The sequence below is a fragment of the Clostridium bornimense genome (assembly GCF_018917145.1).
In the GTDB taxonomy this organism is placed as follows: Bacteria; Bacillota; Clostridia; order Clostridiales; family Clostridiaceae; genus Clostridium_AN; species Clostridium_AN bornimense_A.
The window spans coordinates 1-18,868 of the sequence record NZ_JAHLOD010000059.1 but is presented as its reverse complement, the minus strand read 5'-3'; the positions used below and the strand labels follow the sequence as shown (position 1 = coordinate 18,868).

General features: G+C 28.0%; 17 protein-coding genes. 5 read left to right on the top strand and 12 right to left on the bottom strand.

All coding sequences use genetic code 11. The features are described 5' to 3' along the window. Positions 1-445: 445 nt before the first annotated feature. Complete coding sequence (locus KQI30_RS14820) at positions 446-1,540, bottom strand: 6-phosphofructokinase (RefSeq protein WP_216464125.1); 1,095 nt, start codon at positions 1,538-1,540, stop codon at positions 446-448. 145 nt (positions 1,541-1,685) lie between these two features. Further along, positions 1,686-2,546 carry an undecaprenyl-diphosphate phosphatase gene (locus KQI30_RS14815; RefSeq protein ID WP_437177740.1) on the bottom strand — a complete coding sequence of 287 codons (861 nt, stop codon included), beginning with the start codon at positions 2,544-2,546 and terminating at the stop codon, positions 1,686-1,688. A 264-nt stretch (positions 2,547-2,810) separates the two neighbouring features. On the opposite strand from KQI30_RS14815, the gene KQI30_RS14810 reads away from it, so the two are divergent. The 3 genes from KQI30_RS14810 (at position 2,811) to KQI30_RS14800 (ending at position 5,991) form a co-directional block, all read left to right on the top strand. Continuing rightward, complete coding sequence (locus tag KQI30_RS14810) at positions 2,811-3,659, top strand: YitT family protein (protein WP_216464123.1); 849 nt, start codon at positions 2,811-2,813, stop codon at positions 3,657-3,659. Between the two features lie 328 nt (positions 3,660-3,987). Then, on the top strand, positions 3,988-5,232 hold the full coding sequence (locus tag KQI30_RS14805) for a MurT ligase domain-containing protein (RefSeq protein WP_437177739.1): 1,245 nt from the start codon (positions 3,988-3,990) through the stop codon (positions 5,230-5,232). 9 nt (positions 5,233-5,241) lie between these two features. Then, positions 5,242-5,991 (top strand): type 1 glutamine amidotransferase, encoded by a 750-nt coding sequence (locus KQI30_RS14800; RefSeq protein WP_216464122.1) that lies wholly within the window; start codon positions 5,242-5,244, stop codon positions 5,989-5,991. Positions 5,992-6,002: 11 nt separating this feature from the next. Here the strand turns inward: KQI30_RS14800 and KQI30_RS14795 are convergent, their stop codons facing one another. From KQI30_RS14795 to trhA, 8 genes are all read right to left on the bottom strand, one after another. Beyond that, positions 6,003-6,782, bottom strand: a complete 780-nt coding sequence (locus KQI30_RS14795) for a polysaccharide deacetylase family protein (protein ID WP_216464121.1) — start codon at positions 6,780-6,782, stop codon at positions 6,003-6,005. Positions 6,783-6,841: 59 nt separating this feature from the next. After that, positions 6,842-9,427 (bottom strand): ATP-dependent chaperone ClpB, encoded by a 2,586-nt coding sequence (gene clpB / locus KQI30_RS14790; protein ID WP_216464120.1) that lies wholly within the window; start codon positions 9,425-9,427, stop codon positions 6,842-6,844. A gap of 115 nt (positions 9,428-9,542) precedes the next feature. Further along, a complete protein-coding gene (locus KQI30_RS14785) occupies positions 9,543-10,781 on the bottom strand; it encodes a helix-turn-helix domain-containing protein (protein WP_216464119.1) in 1,239 nt (412 codons plus the stop codon). A 9-nt stretch (positions 10,782-10,790) separates the two neighbouring features. Beyond that, the gene (locus KQI30_RS14780) at positions 10,791-12,104 is read right to left on the bottom strand and encodes a helix-turn-helix domain-containing protein (RefSeq protein ID WP_216464118.1); all 1,314 of its coding nucleotides are present in this window, start codon (positions 12,102-12,104) and stop codon (positions 10,791-10,793) included. 362 nt (positions 12,105-12,466) lie between these two features. After that, positions 12,467-12,643 carry a hypothetical protein gene (locus KQI30_RS14775; protein WP_216464117.1) on the bottom strand — a complete coding sequence of 59 codons (177 nt, stop codon included), beginning with the start codon at positions 12,641-12,643 and terminating at the stop codon, positions 12,467-12,469. Between the two features lie 86 nt (positions 12,644-12,729). Then, positions 12,730-12,906, bottom strand: a complete 177-nt coding sequence (locus KQI30_RS14770; protein WP_216464116.1) for a DUF896 domain-containing protein — start codon at positions 12,904-12,906, stop codon at positions 12,730-12,732. A 133-nt stretch (positions 12,907-13,039) separates the two neighbouring features. Beyond that, a complete protein-coding gene (locus KQI30_RS14765; RefSeq protein ID WP_216464115.1) occupies positions 13,040-15,130 on the bottom strand; it encodes a glutamine synthetase III family protein in 2,091 nt (696 codons plus the stop codon). A gap of 175 nt (positions 15,131-15,305) precedes the next feature. Continuing rightward, positions 15,306-15,953: a PAQR family membrane homeostasis protein TrhA gene (gene trhA / locus KQI30_RS14760; RefSeq protein ID WP_216464114.1), complete on the bottom strand. Its 648-nt coding sequence runs from the start codon at positions 15,951-15,953 to the stop codon at positions 15,306-15,308. Between the two features lie 150 nt (positions 15,954-16,103). Here trhA and KQI30_RS14755 point away from each other — a divergent pair, with 150 nt between their 5' ends. Next, positions 16,104-16,661 (top strand): DUF1836 domain-containing protein, encoded by a 558-nt coding sequence (locus KQI30_RS14755; protein ID WP_216464113.1) that lies wholly within the window; start codon positions 16,104-16,106, stop codon positions 16,659-16,661. A 183-nt stretch (positions 16,662-16,844) separates the two neighbouring features. Here the strand turns inward: KQI30_RS14755 and KQI30_RS14750 are convergent, their stop codons facing one another. Both KQI30_RS14750 and argF read right to left on the bottom strand, forming a co-directional pair. Then, positions 16,845-17,048, bottom strand: a complete 204-nt coding sequence (locus tag KQI30_RS14750; protein WP_216464112.1) for a hypothetical protein — start codon at positions 17,046-17,048, stop codon at positions 16,845-16,847. Between the two features lie 101 nt (positions 17,049-17,149). Continuing rightward, on the bottom strand, positions 17,150-18,154 hold the full coding sequence (argF, locus tag KQI30_RS14745) for an ornithine carbamoyltransferase (protein ID WP_216464111.1): 1,005 nt from the start codon (positions 18,152-18,154) through the stop codon (positions 17,150-17,152). A 232-nt stretch (positions 18,155-18,386) separates the two neighbouring features. Here argF and KQI30_RS14740 point away from each other — a divergent pair. Beyond that, positions 18,387-18,868, top strand: a 482-nt coding sequence (locus tag KQI30_RS14740; RefSeq protein ID WP_367397865.1) for a helix-turn-helix domain-containing protein, incomplete at its 3' end; no start/stop codon positions are given.

Below are 18,868 nucleotides of genomic sequence, written 5' to 3'. Positions count from 1 at the left end.
TTGAAAAGCGTTAGCTATACAACTAGTATACTTATACAATATAAAAATAGATATAAGTTGATATGAAATTCTAAGAAATATCGAGTAAATAAGAGAATAATAAACTACAAGGAGAGAGTTGGCGAATTCAATTGTATTTGTAGATGTATTTAGTTCATATATAAAACTATTATACTTAAGTGTTGTTTTTCATAAATTATGAATCCCTAGTTCAAGTTACATGAAAGCAAATCTTTCATTAGTCTCCTGTAATAGTTATATATCAAATATAAATGTCTTTAGAAAACCAATTTATTCCATAGATAAAATTGTCACACTTAAAATCTCAGAAATCCCCCCAAAGGGAATTTATTCCACTGCTGTGCCATGATATTTGTGCCCTGAAAGAAAAAGTTGCCCCACTATTGTGCGACAACTTTTTCTTTCTTAAATTTTTATATTTATACTAATCACCAAAACATATACCTATACTTCTTGCAGTTCTTACTAGTTCTCCATCAGGATCTACATTTTTAGTTTCTCCAATTACATTTTCTAAAGATTCATATGAAGTATTATTTCCTTTCAATGTTACCATTGAACCAAATTTTTCTTCATTTATTAAATCTGCTGCTGCAACGCCATATCTAGTTGATAATATTCTATCATAAGTACAAGTATTACCACCTCTTTGAATATGACCTAATACAGTAGCTCTAACTTCATGATCCACTATTCTTTCTAAGTCTTCTGCTAACTTATTACCAATTCCTCCTAATCTAATTGGATCAGGACTATCTTCAACAATTTTAGCAATAACTACATCACCATCTTTAGGTTTTGCACCTTCTGCTACAACAATAATGGTGAATTTTTTTCCTTCTTCTTCTCTTGCTCTAACTTTTTCAGCTATCTTTTCGATATTGTATGGTATTTCTGGTATTAATATAACATCAGCAGATCCTGCAATTCCTGCTTCTAATGCAATCCAACCTGCTCCTCTTCCCATAACTTCCAAAATCATCACTCTATGATGCGATTCAGCTGTCGTATGTAATCTATCTAGTGCTTCTGTTGCTATATCAATAGCTGTATTAAATCCAAAAGTTACATCTGTTGCTGCTAAATCATTATCTATTGTCTTTGGCACTCCTATTACCTTTACTCCTTTTCTAGCAAAATCTCTTGCAGAAGTTAATGTTCCATCTCCTCCTATAACTACTAAAACATCAACGCCTTCTCTTTTCATATTCTCAACAGCTACATCTGATACATCTTTTTTTACTATCTGTCCATTTTCTTCTACTGCATAATCAAATAAGTTATCTTTGTTTGAACTATATAATATAGTTCCTCCCCTATGAAGTATTCCTGATACTGTTTCATTTGTTAACTTAATAAATTCGTTATTGTATAACCCTCTATAGCCAAATGTATATCCAATAACTTCATATCCATATTTTCCAATGGCAGCTTTTGTTAACCCCCTTATTACAGCATTTAATCCTGGACAATCTCCTCCACCTGTTAAAACACCTATTTTTTTTATTTTTCTTTCCATATTCATCCCTCCAAACCCCTTCTGGATATATTATACAATATTTTTCTTAATTTTAAAATATTGTATTTTATGTAATTTATTTCATTATGTTCTTTTTTGTTACATCTTCCTCTATTCTTCTCATTTTTTACATAGAAAATATATTTTATATTAGATTAAGAAATCCTGAAATTAAAACAACTACAGCAAAACAAAATCTATATATAGCAAAAGGCTTCATTGAATTCTTTTTCAAATATCCAATAAATTTATCAATGACTATTATAGCTACTATAAAGGCTACTAAAAAAGCAGTACCAAGTGCTAATAATTCTGCTGTTGAAAGAGCTGTTAATCCTCCTATTGCAAATAACTTTATAGTTGTCATTCCAAACATAACTGGTATTGCTAAAAAAAATGAAAACTCAGCTGCAGCTACAGTAGTTAATCCTGCTACCCATGCTCCTATAATAGTTGAAGCAGATCGACTCATTCCAGGCACTATAGATAAGCATTGAAAAATACCAATTATTAAAGCTTGTTTATAAGTAACTTTAAATATACTATTGGTTCTATCGCCTTTTAAATCTCTATATTTTTTTTCAAAAATAATCATAGCAATTCCGCCTAAAACTAAAGATAATGCCACAACTTTAGAATTAAATAAATTCTTTTCTACCCAATCATCAAAAGGCAATACTAAAGCAGCACCAGGAATACATGCTAGTGCAATAATAGACCAAAAATGTAATCCACTTTCTTTATATGTACAATTACCACAAATATTTATGTATGGAATAAAGGTTTTTATAGTATCCCATATCTTATTCCAATACATTACTATTACAGAAAGTATAGCTCCAAGCTGTATTACCATATTAAACATATCTATAAATTCTTGTCTTACTCCATTGTTGAACTTCATAATCTCACCAAAAATCACAAGATGCCCTGTAGATGAAACTGGTAAAAACTCTGTTAAACCTTCTACTATTCCTAATAATGCAGCTTTCACAATAAATAAAATCTCCACTCCATCACCTCCTAATTTACTTTTCTTAACTATATCTATACTAGCAATAAATAATATATTCAACTTTTACTAAATTACTTTTGAAAATTAACTTTCTCAATTCACGAAAAAATGACTATTTTCCTGCATTATTCTATAAAACTTTAATATTGTCTAATAAACTGATTTTTTGAACTTTATTGCAGTATTAATGACTTTGTACATAAAAGTCGTCCATGTTAATATTAAAATGACATTTTTTAAGGAGGCTAATTTCATATGTATCTTTCATTAAAGCGTTATTTGCTTTTGACTGTAGGCTGTTTGCTATTTTCAATTTACGCAGCTGTATTATTACAGCCAAATGATATCGGAACTGGGGGACTTTTAGGCATAGCACTTATACTTAACAAATTATTTGGATTCAAAATAGGTCTATGTACTCTTCTTATAAATATTCCTCTTTTTATTCTGGGATTTAAATTATTAGGTAAAAACTTTGCTTTTAAAAGTGGTATAATTGTTATTTTATCATCTACATTAATTGATATAATTCCTAATATATTTAATGTTACCCCACTTAGAGATAAATTAACTGCAGCAATTTTTTGTGGTGTTGTTTCTGGTGCAGCTATGTCTTTCATTTTTATGGGGGGCGGTTCCACTGGTGGATTAGATATCTCAGGTAAAATTATCAGAAAGATGTTTCCAAGTATACCTTTATCAAATATATTGTTGTTCCAAGATATTTTAATATATATAATAGTAGGTATAACTCTTGGATTAGAATATGTTATGTATGCTCTTATAATGAGTTTTATTCGTTCTAAAACCATTGAGACTGTACAAAAAACTTTTTCAGCTTCAAAGCAATGCATGATAATTTGTGATGATCCTAAACCAATAATAAAAGCTATTTCTCAAAAACTTGGTCGAGGTGTAACAATCTTAGATGCTGTTGGTGGCTATTCTGATAACTGCAAAAAATTCATTTATGTAGTTGTTCAAACTAATGAGTTATCAGCACTAAAGTCTATAGTTTCATCAATAGATAATAAAGCTTTTATAACAATATCTGAAGTTGAACATATACAAGGTAACTTTAAAGAGCACTCCTTATCAGTTTAATAAGGGAGTGTTTTTACTTATTAATTAATAATATTAAATAATAAGATGATAAATTTATCTTTTTTATACTATTTTCACATATTAGCAATGAATTCATCGTTTTTTGTAACTATTACTAGTAATATAAAAGTAAATATGTTACAATTTAAAATTGATATAACATATATAAAAGGATAAGTTTTTTCTTTATTATATGAAATAATGTACATGAGAGGAGTTGTCTTAAATAGGTATTAGAAATTTTTTATCAATAATTACTGGTAAAATTACTATAACTTTAAATAGAACTTTATTTAAAGGAGGCACTAATTTTCCTGGTAGAATCGCAATGAAAATAAAAAAAGATATTCTTAAGACTATCGCTAAAAATTATAAAATTATAGTTGTTACAGGTACAAATGGTAAAACAACTACTACATCAATGATTTATAATATTTTCAAAGAAAATGGTGAAAAAGTAATTACTAATGGTTCTGGTGCTAATTTAATTACTGGAATAGTCACTACATTTATTAAGAATTATAAATTTTTCTCTAAAAATGATGGTTATGCTATTATCGAAGTTGATGAAGCAAATTTAAAATTCTTTACTGAATATATATCACCAGAAATAATAACTATAACTAACTTATTTAGAGATCAATTAGATAGATACGGAGAAGTATATACAACACTTAATATTCTTATTGATGCTATAAAAAAATCACCATCTTCTAAGCTTATTCTTAACGGTGATGAATCCCTATTAGGTGATTTAGATTTACCTAATGAAATACTATATTATGGTTTCAATGAAGGCTTAAACTCAAATGTAAAAGTAGATATTAATGCAGATGCAAAGTTTTGTAAAAAATGTGGTGCCATGTATAAGTATAACTTTATAACTTATAATCATCTTGGAAGCTATTATTGTGAATCTTGTGGTTTTGCACACCCAACATTAAAATATGGCGTTGATAAAGTTTTAGAAACAACACCATCTTATTCAGATATACTTATAAATGGCAAAAATCTAGTTATCAATCAACCTGGTAGTTATAATATTTATAATGGTATTTGTGCCTTAGCTGTCGCTATGGAAAATTCAATATCTTTTGATGTATGTAGCAAATCACTAAGTAAAATACAAAGTGCTTTTGGTAGACAAGAATCATTAAATATTGATAATAAAGAAGTAAAAATCATCCTTGTTAAAAATCCAGCTGGTTATAATGAAGCAATAAATACTGTAATGCTTGAAAAAGAAGCAATTTCTGTAGGTTTCTTACTTAATGACAATTATGCTGATGGTACAGATGTATCTTGGATTTGGGATGTCAACTTTGAACAGTTATCAACAATAAATATTACCTCTATCCTTGTAGGTGGTATAAGAAAATATGATATGGCTATAAGATTAAAAATAGCTGGTATGGATGAAAATATCTTTAATCTTTGTGATGACTACGATGCACTTCTTAATTCTATAAAGAATGCTAAAAGTGATAAAGTATATCTACTTTGTACTTATACTGCTATGACTTCACTTAGAAAATATCTTCATGAAAAAAAATATATAAACAACTTATGGTAGGAGGATGTTATGGAAATTAATATATGTCACTTATATCCTGATTTATTAAATGTATATGGCGATTTAGGTAATATACTTATATTAAAAGATAGATGTCAAAAAAGAGATATCTCTGTTAATATTCATAATATCTCTTTAAATGATGACTTTAACAGTGATGACTTTGATATAGTATTTTTCGGAGGCGGACAAGATTTCGAACAATCTATTGTATCTACAGATCTTAAAGAAAAAAAGAGAAGCGAATTATTAAACTATGTTGAGAAAGGTAAAGTCTTACTTTCAATTTGCGGTGGTTATCAATTGCTAGGAAAGTATTATACTGCTCCTAATGGTGAAAAAATCGAAGGATTAGATATTCTTGATATCTATACTGAAGGAGGCAAAAAGAGATTCATTGGCAATACTATCATTGAAAACTCAACCTTTTCTGAAACATATGTAGGATTTGAAAATCATTCTGGTAGAACTTATTTAGGTGATGGTCTATCCCCATTAGGTAAAGTAATTGAAGGTTACGGAAACAATGGTGAAGATGGATATGAAGGTTGTATTTATAAAAATACATACTGTACTTATTTCCATGGACCATTTCTTTCTAAAAATCCTGAAATGGCTGATAGACTTATTACTACGTCATTAGAATTAAAATATAATAAAAAGATAAATTTATCTCCTCTTGATGATTCCTTTGAATTAAAAGGTAAAGAATTTATAATAAATCGTATAAAATCTAATAAAACTAATTCAGGAATTTAAATAGAAAAAGACTATGGCAAGTCATTTGCCGTAGTCTTTTCTTTGTTAAATTTATTTAGTACACCTTTATCTGTAAGTAACTTAATTTCTTCTTCACTCATATCATCATTAATACATTTAAATTCATATCCTTCACTTTTAAAATACTCAATTACCTTTTCTAATCCAGCAGCTGCTGTTTTATTCATTCCTCCATCATGCATAAGTAGTACAGAAGTGTTAGGATCCTTGTTATATTTCTTTACATTACATAATATTTCATTTGGTGATAACATATTATGAATAGCATCTTCTGCTGAAACATTCCAATCTACATAATATAATCCATGACCAACTATATATTGTCTTATATCTCTAAAAGCAGATGTCTTTCTATATTTGTTAGATGACCCTCCTGGAAATCTAACAAACTTTGTTTCTTGCCATCCATGTGATTTTAATGTTTCTTTACACTTTTTATAATCTGAACAATAATTATCTTGTGAACCATATATCCAATTTGAATGTCTATAGCAATGAACATGTACTGGATTTCCTGATTCTAATAACAGCTTTAGTTCATTTTGAAAATATTGAAATTGCTCCCCAACGACAAAAAAAGTAGCTTTAATATTATGCTTTTTTAGCACCTCTAATACTGCTGGTGTATTCTTACTTGGTCCATCATCAAAAGTAAGATATACCACCTTTTTTCTCTCCTCCTCATTTCCCATAGCATCTTCTGCAAAAACATTATTTATAGGATATAAAAAAGTTATAAATAAAAGTGCAACAGCTATAATTTTCTTCATTTAATCATCTCCAAATTAAAAGTTTCTATTATAGTATCCCACTTTTATCATTTTATATGTTACTCTACAGTATATTTAAGATTTTCATTTTCAGCATCAATTTTGATTGTTGAATTATTCTTAAGTTCTCCACTTATAATCATCTTAGATAAAGTTGTTTCAATTGTATTTACAATATATCTCTTAAGTGGTCTAGCACCATAATGTGGATCATATGCTTCATTAGCTATAAGATTTAAAGCTGCATCTGTAATTTCAAGTTTTATATCTTTTTCTCCAAGTCTTGCCTTAACATTCTTCAAGAATATATTTATAATCTTACCTATTTGAGTATTATTTAAAGGCTTAAACATTATTATGTCATCTATCCTATTTAAAAATTCTGGTTTAAATCTTGATTTTAAGGAATCCATTACCAAATTTCTTACTTTATCACTAATTTCATCGCCTTCATTTTCTAATAGATAACTTGAACCAATATTTGAAGTCATTATAATTATAGTATTCTTAAAGTCTATAGTTTTTCCTTTACTATCTGTAAGTCTACCGTCATCTAATATTTGTAAGAATATATTAAAGACATCTTCATGAGCTTTTTCAATTTCATCAAATAATATTACAGAGTATGGATGTCTTCTAACAGCCTCTGTTAATTGTCCGCCTTCTTCATATCCAACATATCCTGGAGGAGCCCCAACTAATCTAGAAACTGCATATTTCTCCATATATTCTGACATATCAATTCTTATCATATTATCTACTGAATCAAATAGAGTTTCACTTAAAGTTTTAGCTAATTCAGTTTTACCTACACCAGTTGGTCCTAAGAATATGAATGAACCTATTGGTCTATTCTCTTCTTTTAATCCTGCTCTTGCTCTTATGACTGCATTAGAAACAGAAACTATTGCTTCATCTTGACCTATTACCCTTTTTCTAAGTTCATCTTCAAGATGTAATAGTTTTTCTCTTTCTCCTTCTACTAATTTAGATACAGGAATTCCAGTCCACATAGAAAGAACATCACAAATTTCTTCTTCTCCAACAGATTCTTTAAGAAGTGAATCCTCTTTCTTCTTTTTAATTATTTCTTCTTTTTCTTTAATTTCCTTTTCTAGTCTTGGTAATTCACCATACTTTAATTGTGCTGCAGTATTTAAATCATATTCTCTTTCACATCTCTCGATATCAGCTTTAACCTTGTTAAGTTGTTCTTTAAGTTGCTTAAATTCACTAATATCTTCTTTTTCTTTAGAATATCTAAGAGATAACTCACTATCACGCTCTGATAACTCTGAAAGCTCTTTATTTATTTCTTCTAATCTTTCTTTAGATTTTTCATCTTCTTCTTTACTTAAAGCTTCTTTCTCTATTTGTAATTGCATGATTTTTCTCTTTAAATCATCAAGTTCTGTAGGCATAGAATCTATTTCACTTCTAATTTTTGCACAAGCTTCATCAATTAAGTCTATTGCCTTATCTGGCAAATATCTATCTTGAATATACCTACTTGATAATTTTGCTGCAGCTACTATAGCACTATCTTTTATAGTTATTCCATGATGAATTTCAAATTTTTCTTTAAGTCCTCTTAGGATTGATATAGCATCTTCTACCGTAGGTTCTTCAACTATAACTGGTTGGAATCTACGTTCTAGTGCTTTATCTTTTTCCATATACTTTCTATATTCATCAAATGTAGTTGCACCTATACAATGTAATTCACCTCTTGCTAGCATTGGTTTAATCAAGTTACCAGCATCCATAGCACCATCTGTTTTACCAGCACCAACTATAGTATGAATTTCATCTATGAATAGTATAATCTTTCCTTCACTACTTTCTACTTCTTTTAATACTGCTTTTAATCTTTCTTCAAATTCACCTCTATATTTTGCACCAGCAATTAATGCTCCCATATCTAATGAGAATATAATTTTATCTTTTAATCCTTCCGGTACATCACCTTTTAAAATCCTATTAGCTAATCCTTCAATTATTGCAGTTTTACCTACACCAGGTTCACCAATTAAAACTGGATTATTTTTAGTTCTACGTGATAGAATTCTTATAACCCTTCTTATTTCTTCATCTCTTCCGATAACGGGGTCTATCTTATTGTTCTTCGCATCATCAATTAGGTTTCTACCATACTTTGATAATGCATCATAAGTTCCTTCTGGATCATTGCTATCTACTCTTTGATTACCTCTAACTTCTGTTAAAACTTTCATTATTTTTTCTTCAGTAACATCAAATTTTGATAATACATTTTTAACTTTTCTGTCTACCTTAAGCAATGCTAAAAATACATGTTCTACACTAATGTAAGAATCCTTAAACTCTTCTCTTATATCTTCACTTTTATTAAATACTTTTTCAAAATCTCTAGATGGATATAGATTTCCAACGCCTGTTCCATTTATCTTTGGTAGCGTATCTAATTCTCTATTAACCTCATCTACTACACTATTTACATTTATCTTTAACTTTTCAAATAGAAGTGGAATTAGTCCTTTCTCTTGAACTAATAACGCGGCTAACAAATGTATTGGTTCAAGCTGAGAATTGTTTAATCTTACAGCTAAACTATGTGATTCATTAATTGCTTCTTGTACTTTCAATGTAAGTTTTTCTACATTCATTTTACCATCTCCTTTAACTATATTATACACCTAAATCTTCTTATTTTTACATAAAAATATAAGGTCACAAAAATTTCATATTTTCATGACCTTATACTAGTATATCCAAAATACATTATACTATATTATATTTATTTTTAGTTTTAAGTGCTGCATCAAAACATTTAGATCCTTCTTTATAATCACCTATTTTATAATACAATTCACCCATTTCCATATATCTAGTAATAATACCTTCTTTATTATTAAGTCTCTTAATAAAATCTAAAGATATATTAAAATATATTTCTGCTTTTTGAAGATTACCTAAAATAATATAAATCTTAGCTTTTAAGTAATATATCATTTCAATTTCATCTTCATCATTAGATAAAATAGATTCATTTAAAACTTTATCTGCATATTCTAAAGCATCTTTATATTGCTCATCTAGATATAATACTTCAGTTCTTAAAATTATACTTTCTATACTAACTGTGTTAACTTCACTTGCTATAATATCTAAGATTTCTAAAGCATCTTTATATTTTCCTAAATCTCTTAAATTATAAGCAATATCTAATAAACACTTTTCTTTATCTATTGCATCATTATTGTTTATATATGAAATAATTTGATTATATTTTTCTACTTCACCAACAACTTTATAATATAATCCTAATACACTATATGTTTTTAATGATAATTCTTCATCAGCATTCTTACTTCTTATAGAAAGTAATTCATTAATAATATCATTATCTAATGTATTATTTTCTCTTATATTACATTCTAATATCTTGCATAAAAGATCCATCTCTTTTTTTGCATCATCTTTTTCATCTCTTAGTGATTTTAAAGCATGTGTATAATAATTATAAGCTTGCATATACTCTTTAACTGCTAATATATAATCACCAACATCTTCATAATATATGTATTTGTCCTTCTTATATTTAACAGATAAATCGTAATATTCCTTAATTAAAGCTCTACATTGATTAAACTTTTTATCTTCAACATATCCTGAAAATAGCTCATGCATAACCAAATATGCTATATCACTTAAGCCAAATTCCATACAAGCTTTTAAAATTTCTTTTCTTCCTTTTACTATTTCATCCTTATCGCTTCTCTTACTTATTTCATCTAAGTGTTCTAAAATTTGTTTATCTACATCTTTATTTAGATAATCATAATCCATATCCAACTTTTCAGCAATAAATTCCATGATCCATGGTTCTGGTTTTATTTTATCATTTTCAATACAGCTCAACTTAGATACAGATATTTTATCTCCACAGATATCTTTTAATGTATATCCGCCGTAGATTCTTGCTCTTTTTATTTTTTGTCCAATAGAAATAATCTCCATAAAATACTCCTATTCATAATTTATAGTATTTAGCATTCCGACTTTTTTAAAGCTCTCAATAGCTTTAGTTAAGTACTTTTTAGATTCTTCATTTTCACCTATGCTAATGTAAAAATTACTTATTATTATATGTAGTTGCGCTGCTTCATATGTCATTCCTCTATTTTCTGCATAACCAACTGCAAGTAATAGATATGTTTCGGCTTCTTTTTCATTACCTCTTAACATTGATAATCTATACTTTATCATGTTAATTTCAACCATTTGAGCATCAGTTATAAATTGACTATACTCTTCAATTTCTTGAAGAACTTTTGCACATTGATCAACATCTTTTATATATATGTAGTTTGTACAAATATTTAACAATGTTTCTATAACTTTTTCCTTTTCGTTTTTAGCTCTTAATTCTTTTGCCTTTTCATATCTAATAAATGATTCTTTAAGGTTATCATAAGAATAGAAAATCTTACCTAAATCATTTTCAATTTTTGAAACTAAAATTTCATTTTCAACTTTATTGAACTCTTCTAAAGATCTTTTTGAATATTTTATTGCTATATCAATTTTGTCTTTCTTCATATATTCTTTTGATAAAGTCATTAAAGTTTCAGCATATTCTTTTTTATTATCAAGTTGCTTGAACTTTTCTACAGCTAGATTAGCATATTTTAATGCTTTTTCACTGTCATCTACCTTGAAATATATTTTTGTTAAATAATAATATATTTTACCCTTAAGTAAGTCATTTCCTACTTCATTATCTATAAATATCTTTTCAGCTTGTTGAAAATAAGTTAAAGATGAATTATATGATTTCAATGTATACGTAATTGCTCCCAAATTCAAAAACGTATTTATGACATCTTCATAATTGCACTCTTTTACAAAAATTTCATTAGCCATTAAGAAGAAATTTTGAGCCTCTGATAAATTTCCTTTTTCAAGATATATTTTACCTTTAAGGTAGTAACTCTTTCCTTTTCTATAATCTAAATTATATTTATCAGAATACTTTAATGATTCTTCAATATACTTTTCAGCTTCATCCCATTCTTCTTTTATGCTATGTGCTTCAGCTAAGTTCTCGTAATAACAGCATATTTTTTCTGCTTGACTTTCTTCACTTTCCATTAGATATTCAATGCTTGTCCCCAATGACGCCACTAAATATTCTAATAAATCTATACTAGGATTTGACTTTCCCGATTCAACAAGACTAATTTGCCCTGGTGTAATTCTTTCTCCAGCTAAATCCTTAAGAGTCAATGATTTTTCTTTTCTAAGTCTTTTTATCTTTTCTCCTAAAGACATTATCTCCATAAATAACCTCTTCCTTTTCCCCATTTTATTACATTACTCTTCTTTTCTTTTTTAATTATAACATATTTTACACAATTATTCAAAAAAATTATAAAAAAATTCAAGTTTTCTTATATTTTTTGTATTTATAATAAATATATCCTTTTCTACTATTTATGTAAAAGACCGTATATTATGCATTATCACTACAACTTCTGTTTATTAATATAACAATAATAAATTTTCTTAAATTTTACTTTATATTCATATATTGTAAACGTTTGCTGAATTTATGTAGTTTTATGGAAAATAATAAGTGCAGCAATTTTATATTAATCTTGCTGCACCTTAATATATATTATAGTAACTGTTATATTTAATTACTACATTCTATTGTAAAATATTGAATAACATAAATCTTCAGCTTTACCTGCCATATTTTTACCCATCTTATTAATTTTTCTTTTTGTTCTTCTGTCCAAATTAGGAACAACTGTAGCCATAGTCATTGCTCCTAATATCATTCCTACACCTAAAATAGTAACACCTTTCATTTTCATGATAACTCCTCCTTTTAATAGTATATATTTATTTTGTACATATTATTTTTTTATATTCTTACTATTTAGAAGAGTTATTGTAGTATTTACTTTTTCGGTTCATATTTATATCTTGCTAATTGATTTTCAAAGTTGCCTTTTACTATATCCACATATTTTCTTCTTAATTTTTGTTGTTCTACTTTTTCTTCTTCAGTAAGTCCTTCTGCTTGACTTTTTTTATATAAAAAATTTATTCTCTCTATCATCTTTTCCATATCCATTACTAAATCCACTCCTATATAAATTATAATTCAAATTGTATTATAACCTAAACCTAATATATTATCAATTTATACAAAGAAGGAACTATCACAAATTAATGCAATAGTTCCTTAAGGTAAATATTTTTAATTATTAAATATTAAATAGTAATTCAGAATAAGTTGGTAGTGGCCATATTTCTGAATCTACTTCAGTTTCAAGAGTATCTACATCTTCTCTTAATGAATTCATCTTAGCAAATACATCATTTCTGTATGCTGAAGCCATTTCATATGAATCTTCTATTACTTCTGCTTTCTTAACAGCTTCTTCTAATGCATCAACCTTTTCTTTTATTGATGAAGCTAAGTTAGAAACTGATACAAGTAATTCTCCTTGTACAGAAGTATTAACTTCTATTCCAGTAGCTTTAATTTCATTTATTGAAGCTGCAAGGTTAGTAGCATAATCAACAGCTACAGGTAGTATTTGTCTTCTAACCATTTCTATTGATGTTAATGCTTCTATATTAATAGTTTTAGAATAATTTTCAAGAGTAATTTCATAACGTGATTCAGATTCTTCTCTAGTTAATACTCCGTGTTTTTCTAAAACTGCCATATTCTTTTCATCTATCATTTCTTTAGCTGCTTCTACAGTACTAGGGATATTTTTTAATCCTCTTCTTTCTGCTTCTTCAACCCATTCATCTGAATATCCATTACCATTAAAGATAATTCTCTTATGATCTTTAACTGTTTCTTTGATAATAGCCATCATTTCAGCTTGTACATCTGTAGCCTTTTCAAGTCTATCAGCAAATCTTTCTAGAATTTCAGCAACTGCTGTATTTAAAACAAAGTTTGGTCCTGAAATAGATGCAGCAGATGGTGTCATTCTAAATTCAAATTTATTTCCAGTAAATGCAAATGGAGATGTTCTATTTCTATCAGTTGCATCCTTTGGAAGTAATGGTAAAGTAGAAACACCAATTTCTAAGCTACTTGCACTTTCAGCTTTTGCAACTTTTCCTTCTTCTATTTCTCTTAATATTGTGTCTAATTGTTCTCCAAGGAAAATAGATATAATTGCTGGTGGTGCTTCATTTGCTCCTAAACGATGATCATTTCCTGCACTTGCCGCAGATAATCTTAATAATCCAGCATATTCATCAACAGCAGCAATTACTGATGATAAGAATAATAAAAATTGTGTATTGCTTTCAGGTGACTTACCTGGTTCTAATAAATTCTCACCATCATCTGTAGCCATTGACCAGTTATTGTGTTTTCCTGAACCATTTACTCCAGCGAATGGTTTTTCATGTAATAAACATACTAATCCATGTCTTAATGCAACTTTCTTCATTATTTCCATTGTTAATTGGTTATGGTCTGTTGCTATATTAGTTGTTGAGAATATTGGTGCTAATTCATGTTGTGCAGGAGCAACTTCATTATGCTTAGTTTTTGCAGCAATTCCAAGTTTCCAAAGTTCTTCGTCTAATTCCTTCATATAACTTGAAACTCTCTCTTTAATTGTTCCAAAATAATGATCTTCTAATTCTTGTCCTTTAGAAGCCATAGCACCAAATAAAGTTCTTCCAGTTAAAATAAGATCTTTTCTTTTTTCATATAAATTCTTATCTATTAAGAAATATTCTTGTTCTGGACCTACAGTTGTTATAACTCTCTTTGCTGTAGTATTTCCGATAGCTTTTAACACACGCATAGCTTGTACAGATAAAGCTTCCATTGAACGTAATAAAGGAGTTTTCTTATCAAGTGCTTCTCCATTATATGAACAGAAAGCAGTTGGTATACATAAAGCATTATCTTTTACAAATGCTGGTGAAGTACAATCCCAAGCTGTATATCCTCTTGCTTCAAATGTAGCTCTTAATCCTCCTGATGGGAATGAAGAAGCATCTGGTTCACCTTTTATTAATTCTTTTCCTGAGAACTCAAGAATAACTCTTCCATCCTCTGTTGGATTTATAAAGGCATCATGTTTTTCAGCAGTTATACCTGTCATTGGTTGGAACCAGTGTGTGTAATGTGTAGCTCCTTTTTCAAGTGCCCAATCTTTCATTGCTGAAGCAACGACATCAGCGATTTCAGGTGATAATGTTTTTCCTTCTTCTATTGTCTTCTTTAAAGCTTTATAAGTAGCTTTTGGAAGACGTTCTCTCATTACAGAATCATTAAAGACATATGATCCAAAAATTTCATTTAATTCACTCATACTTATCTCTCCTTATAACAAAAAAGCGTCCTCAAATAACGATAAATATATATATAATAAATTTATCTGTTAATTGAAAACGCCATTGCTTTCATCGATTTATCTTATGTATATATTTTAACAAATAATAATCCATTTGTAAAATACTTTTTTATATTTATTTATAATTTATATATTAGAAAACAAAGTTAACCATAAAAAGAAAATGAAAAAGGCTTCCAGCCATTACAAATAGGTGAAATATCTCATGAAATCCTAAAGCTTTAAAACAATTAGGTTTCTTTAATCCGTAAATCACTCCCCCTATTGTATACATAACACCACCTAGAAAAAGAAATAATATTCCCTGAAACTTAACAGCTTGCCATAAAGGATATATAACAACTAGACACATCCATCCCATGAATATATAGATTCCTGTTGACAATCCCCTTGGACATTCAATCCAAAATATCTTCAAAAACACTCCTGAAATTGCCATAATCCATACAATAGCTAAGCTGACATAACCTAATACACCATTTAAAGTTATAAGACAAATTGGTGTATATGTTCCTGCAATAAGAATAAAAATCATAGAATGATCAAGCTTTTTTAATATACTTATAACTCTTTCCTTAACATTTAATGAATGATAAATAGATGACGCACTATATAGCATTATAAGACTACTACCAAAAATCACAGCACTAAGCATCTTGTTTACACTATTACTATCACTATATTCACTGTGAATTATAAGAATAAACATCCCTACTACTGACAATATTGCACCTATTAGATGAGTAATACCATTTACAGGTTCTCTAAATTTAAAATTCATACATTCACCTCCCCACATGTAGTTTTTAATTCTACTTCTCAATACATATAAATAATATCATATATATATTTATTCTACAATACGAATTGTCATTTATTTTTTTTTATTTTATAATATATATAAATAACATACAGGCAGGTGCTTAAACATATGAATGAAATATTTGAATTTCCAGAATCACTTTTTATTACAGATATTCCTATTGATGAAATACCTAGTATTGACTTATACATGGATCAAGTTATATCACTTTTCGAAACAAATTTATCATCATCAAAAAGAAATAGTGATGATGCAATACTTACTAAAACTATGATAAATAACTACTCAAAAAATAAGCTCCTTATGAGTTCAAATAAGAAGAAATATTCAAAAAATCATATTATCTTAATGATTCTTATTTATAACTTAAAACAAATTTTATCTATTACAGATATAAAAAAACTTCTCAATCCTTTAGTTACAGATTATGAAAATAACACTGAAATTTTTAATATTCAAAAAATATATTCAGATTTTCTTTATATGAAACATAAATATATAATTTCTAATGAAGTTGACTTTAATATCATAGAAAAAGAAATTGTAGCTTTATATAAAGATCATAGTGAAAGTGAATTTTTAGTAAAGCTACTTTATATTCTTCTTACATCATCACTGTCTGTAAGATATAAACGAATTTCTGAATCTTTGATAGATTCTTTATAACAAGAAAAGAGGATGCATCGCACTAAGAAATGAAAAGCTATTTTAGCGATACCTCCTTTTATTATGACACAAGGTGCACTGATACTTGTGCCCTGCACTTCTATTTTGCAAAAAAACTGCCGCACTCCGATATAACTTCTTTGTGCGACAGTCTCATGCTTTTTCAATGAAAACTATGTTTTATTATCCTGTTAATTCATCACTATATATTTTGTTTAGTGCTAATGAAGGGTTTGTTTCTAGTCTTAATGCTAATCTAGGGTTCGTCTGCAAATTTAATGCAAGTCTTGGGTTTATTCCTTCTATATATCCTACATTTAAGTAATCATTAGGTCCATAATAATTTAATTCACCATTTTTATATGCATTTAATAAACTATCTCCCATTCCACACCCCTTACTTTAACTTCCTATTTTAATATATTCTTTTAAAAGTAATTAGTTACAAAAGTAACTATTATAATAAAGGGCTATTACAACTTTAAAGATTAACCTAAAATATCTCCATATAAAGTTGATACTATAACAGCTTTTATTGTATGCATTCTATTTTCAGCTTCTTGAAAAACTACAGAATTATCACTTTCAAATACTTCATCAGTTACTTCCATATCCTTAAGTCCAAATTTCTCATAAATCTCCTTAGCTACTTCTGTATCTAAGTCATGGAATGCTGGTAGACAATGCATAAACTTAACATCTTTATTTCCTGTCTTCTTTAAAACTTCCATAGTTACTTTATATTTTTCTAATAACTTAATTCTTTTTTCCCATACAGATTTATCTTCTCCCATTGATACCCACACATCTGTATAAATATAATCTGAATCTTTTACATCATCTATATTATCAGAAATTATAATATTTCCTCCGGATACCTTTGCATTAGATTTACACATATCTACAAAAGCTTTGTCTGGAACTAATTCTTTAGGTGAAATGATTTTAAAAGTCATTCCTACCTTAGATGCACCAATCATAAGTGCTCTTGCCATATTATTACGTCCATCTCCTAAATATGATAATGTTATTTCATCTAGTTTTTTATTTGTAGTCTCTAAGATTGTTAGAAAGTCTGCTAAAATTTGTGTAGGATGATCCTCATCTGTAAGACCATTCCAAACTGGCAATTTTGAGTATACAGATAACTGTTCTACTGCTTTTTGTGAATAACCTCTAAATTCAATACCATCATACATTCCAGCTAATACTCTAGCTGTATCCTTTATAGATTCCTTTTTTCCTACTTGTGATCCTGTAGAACCTAAATATGTTACATGTGCCCCTTGATCATATGCCGCTACTTCAAAAGAGCATCTTGTTCTTGTAGAATCTTTTTCAAATATCAATGCAATATTTTTCCCCTTTAAATATTGATTCTCAAAGCCAAGCTTTTTATCACTTTTTAACTTTTTAGCAACTTCTAATAAATATATAATTTCTTCTTTTGAATAATCATTCAAAGTTAATAAACTCTTCCCTTTTAAATTCATAACTTTAGCCCCCCTTATTTAATATATATCTTTACTACGAATATTTATGCATAAATAAATAATATTTATACATAAATATATCATATCTTTTTTACTCTGTCAAATAAGACTGTTTAGCACATACTATTACTGTACCAAAAAGTAATTAAAAATTCTTCCACCTAGTATTTTCCAAACCTCTTTTTGAAATACTAATTGGTAATAATATTAAGAAAAGAGGTTGTCGTGGAAGGTGATTACATTGAATGAAAAACAAAAAATTATACTTTATTACACTAAAGATAATATGTCTCAAAGGGAAATCTCTCGCAAAACTGGCGTAGCCAGGGATACGATTAGAAAATATATACGTGAATATGAAAGTAAAATACAAGAATTAGGATATGCCCTATCGGACATTGAAAAAGCAGATTTAATTGAAGATATCACTAAAAAACCTAAATATAAATCATCTCCTAGAGTTAAAACAGCAGTTACCGATGAGGTTATTGAAAAAATAAAAACCTTCTTAAAAGAGAATGAAACAAAAAGATTAAAAGGTTTCTCTAAACAACAGATGAAGAAAATAGATATGCACGAGGCTCTATTAAAAGAGGGATTTAATATAAGTTATTCATCAGTTATAAGTGTTGTTAATAAATTAGAAAAAACAAAAAAAGAAGCATTTATAAAGCAAGAATATGCTCCAGGAGATGTAGTAGAATTTGATTTTGG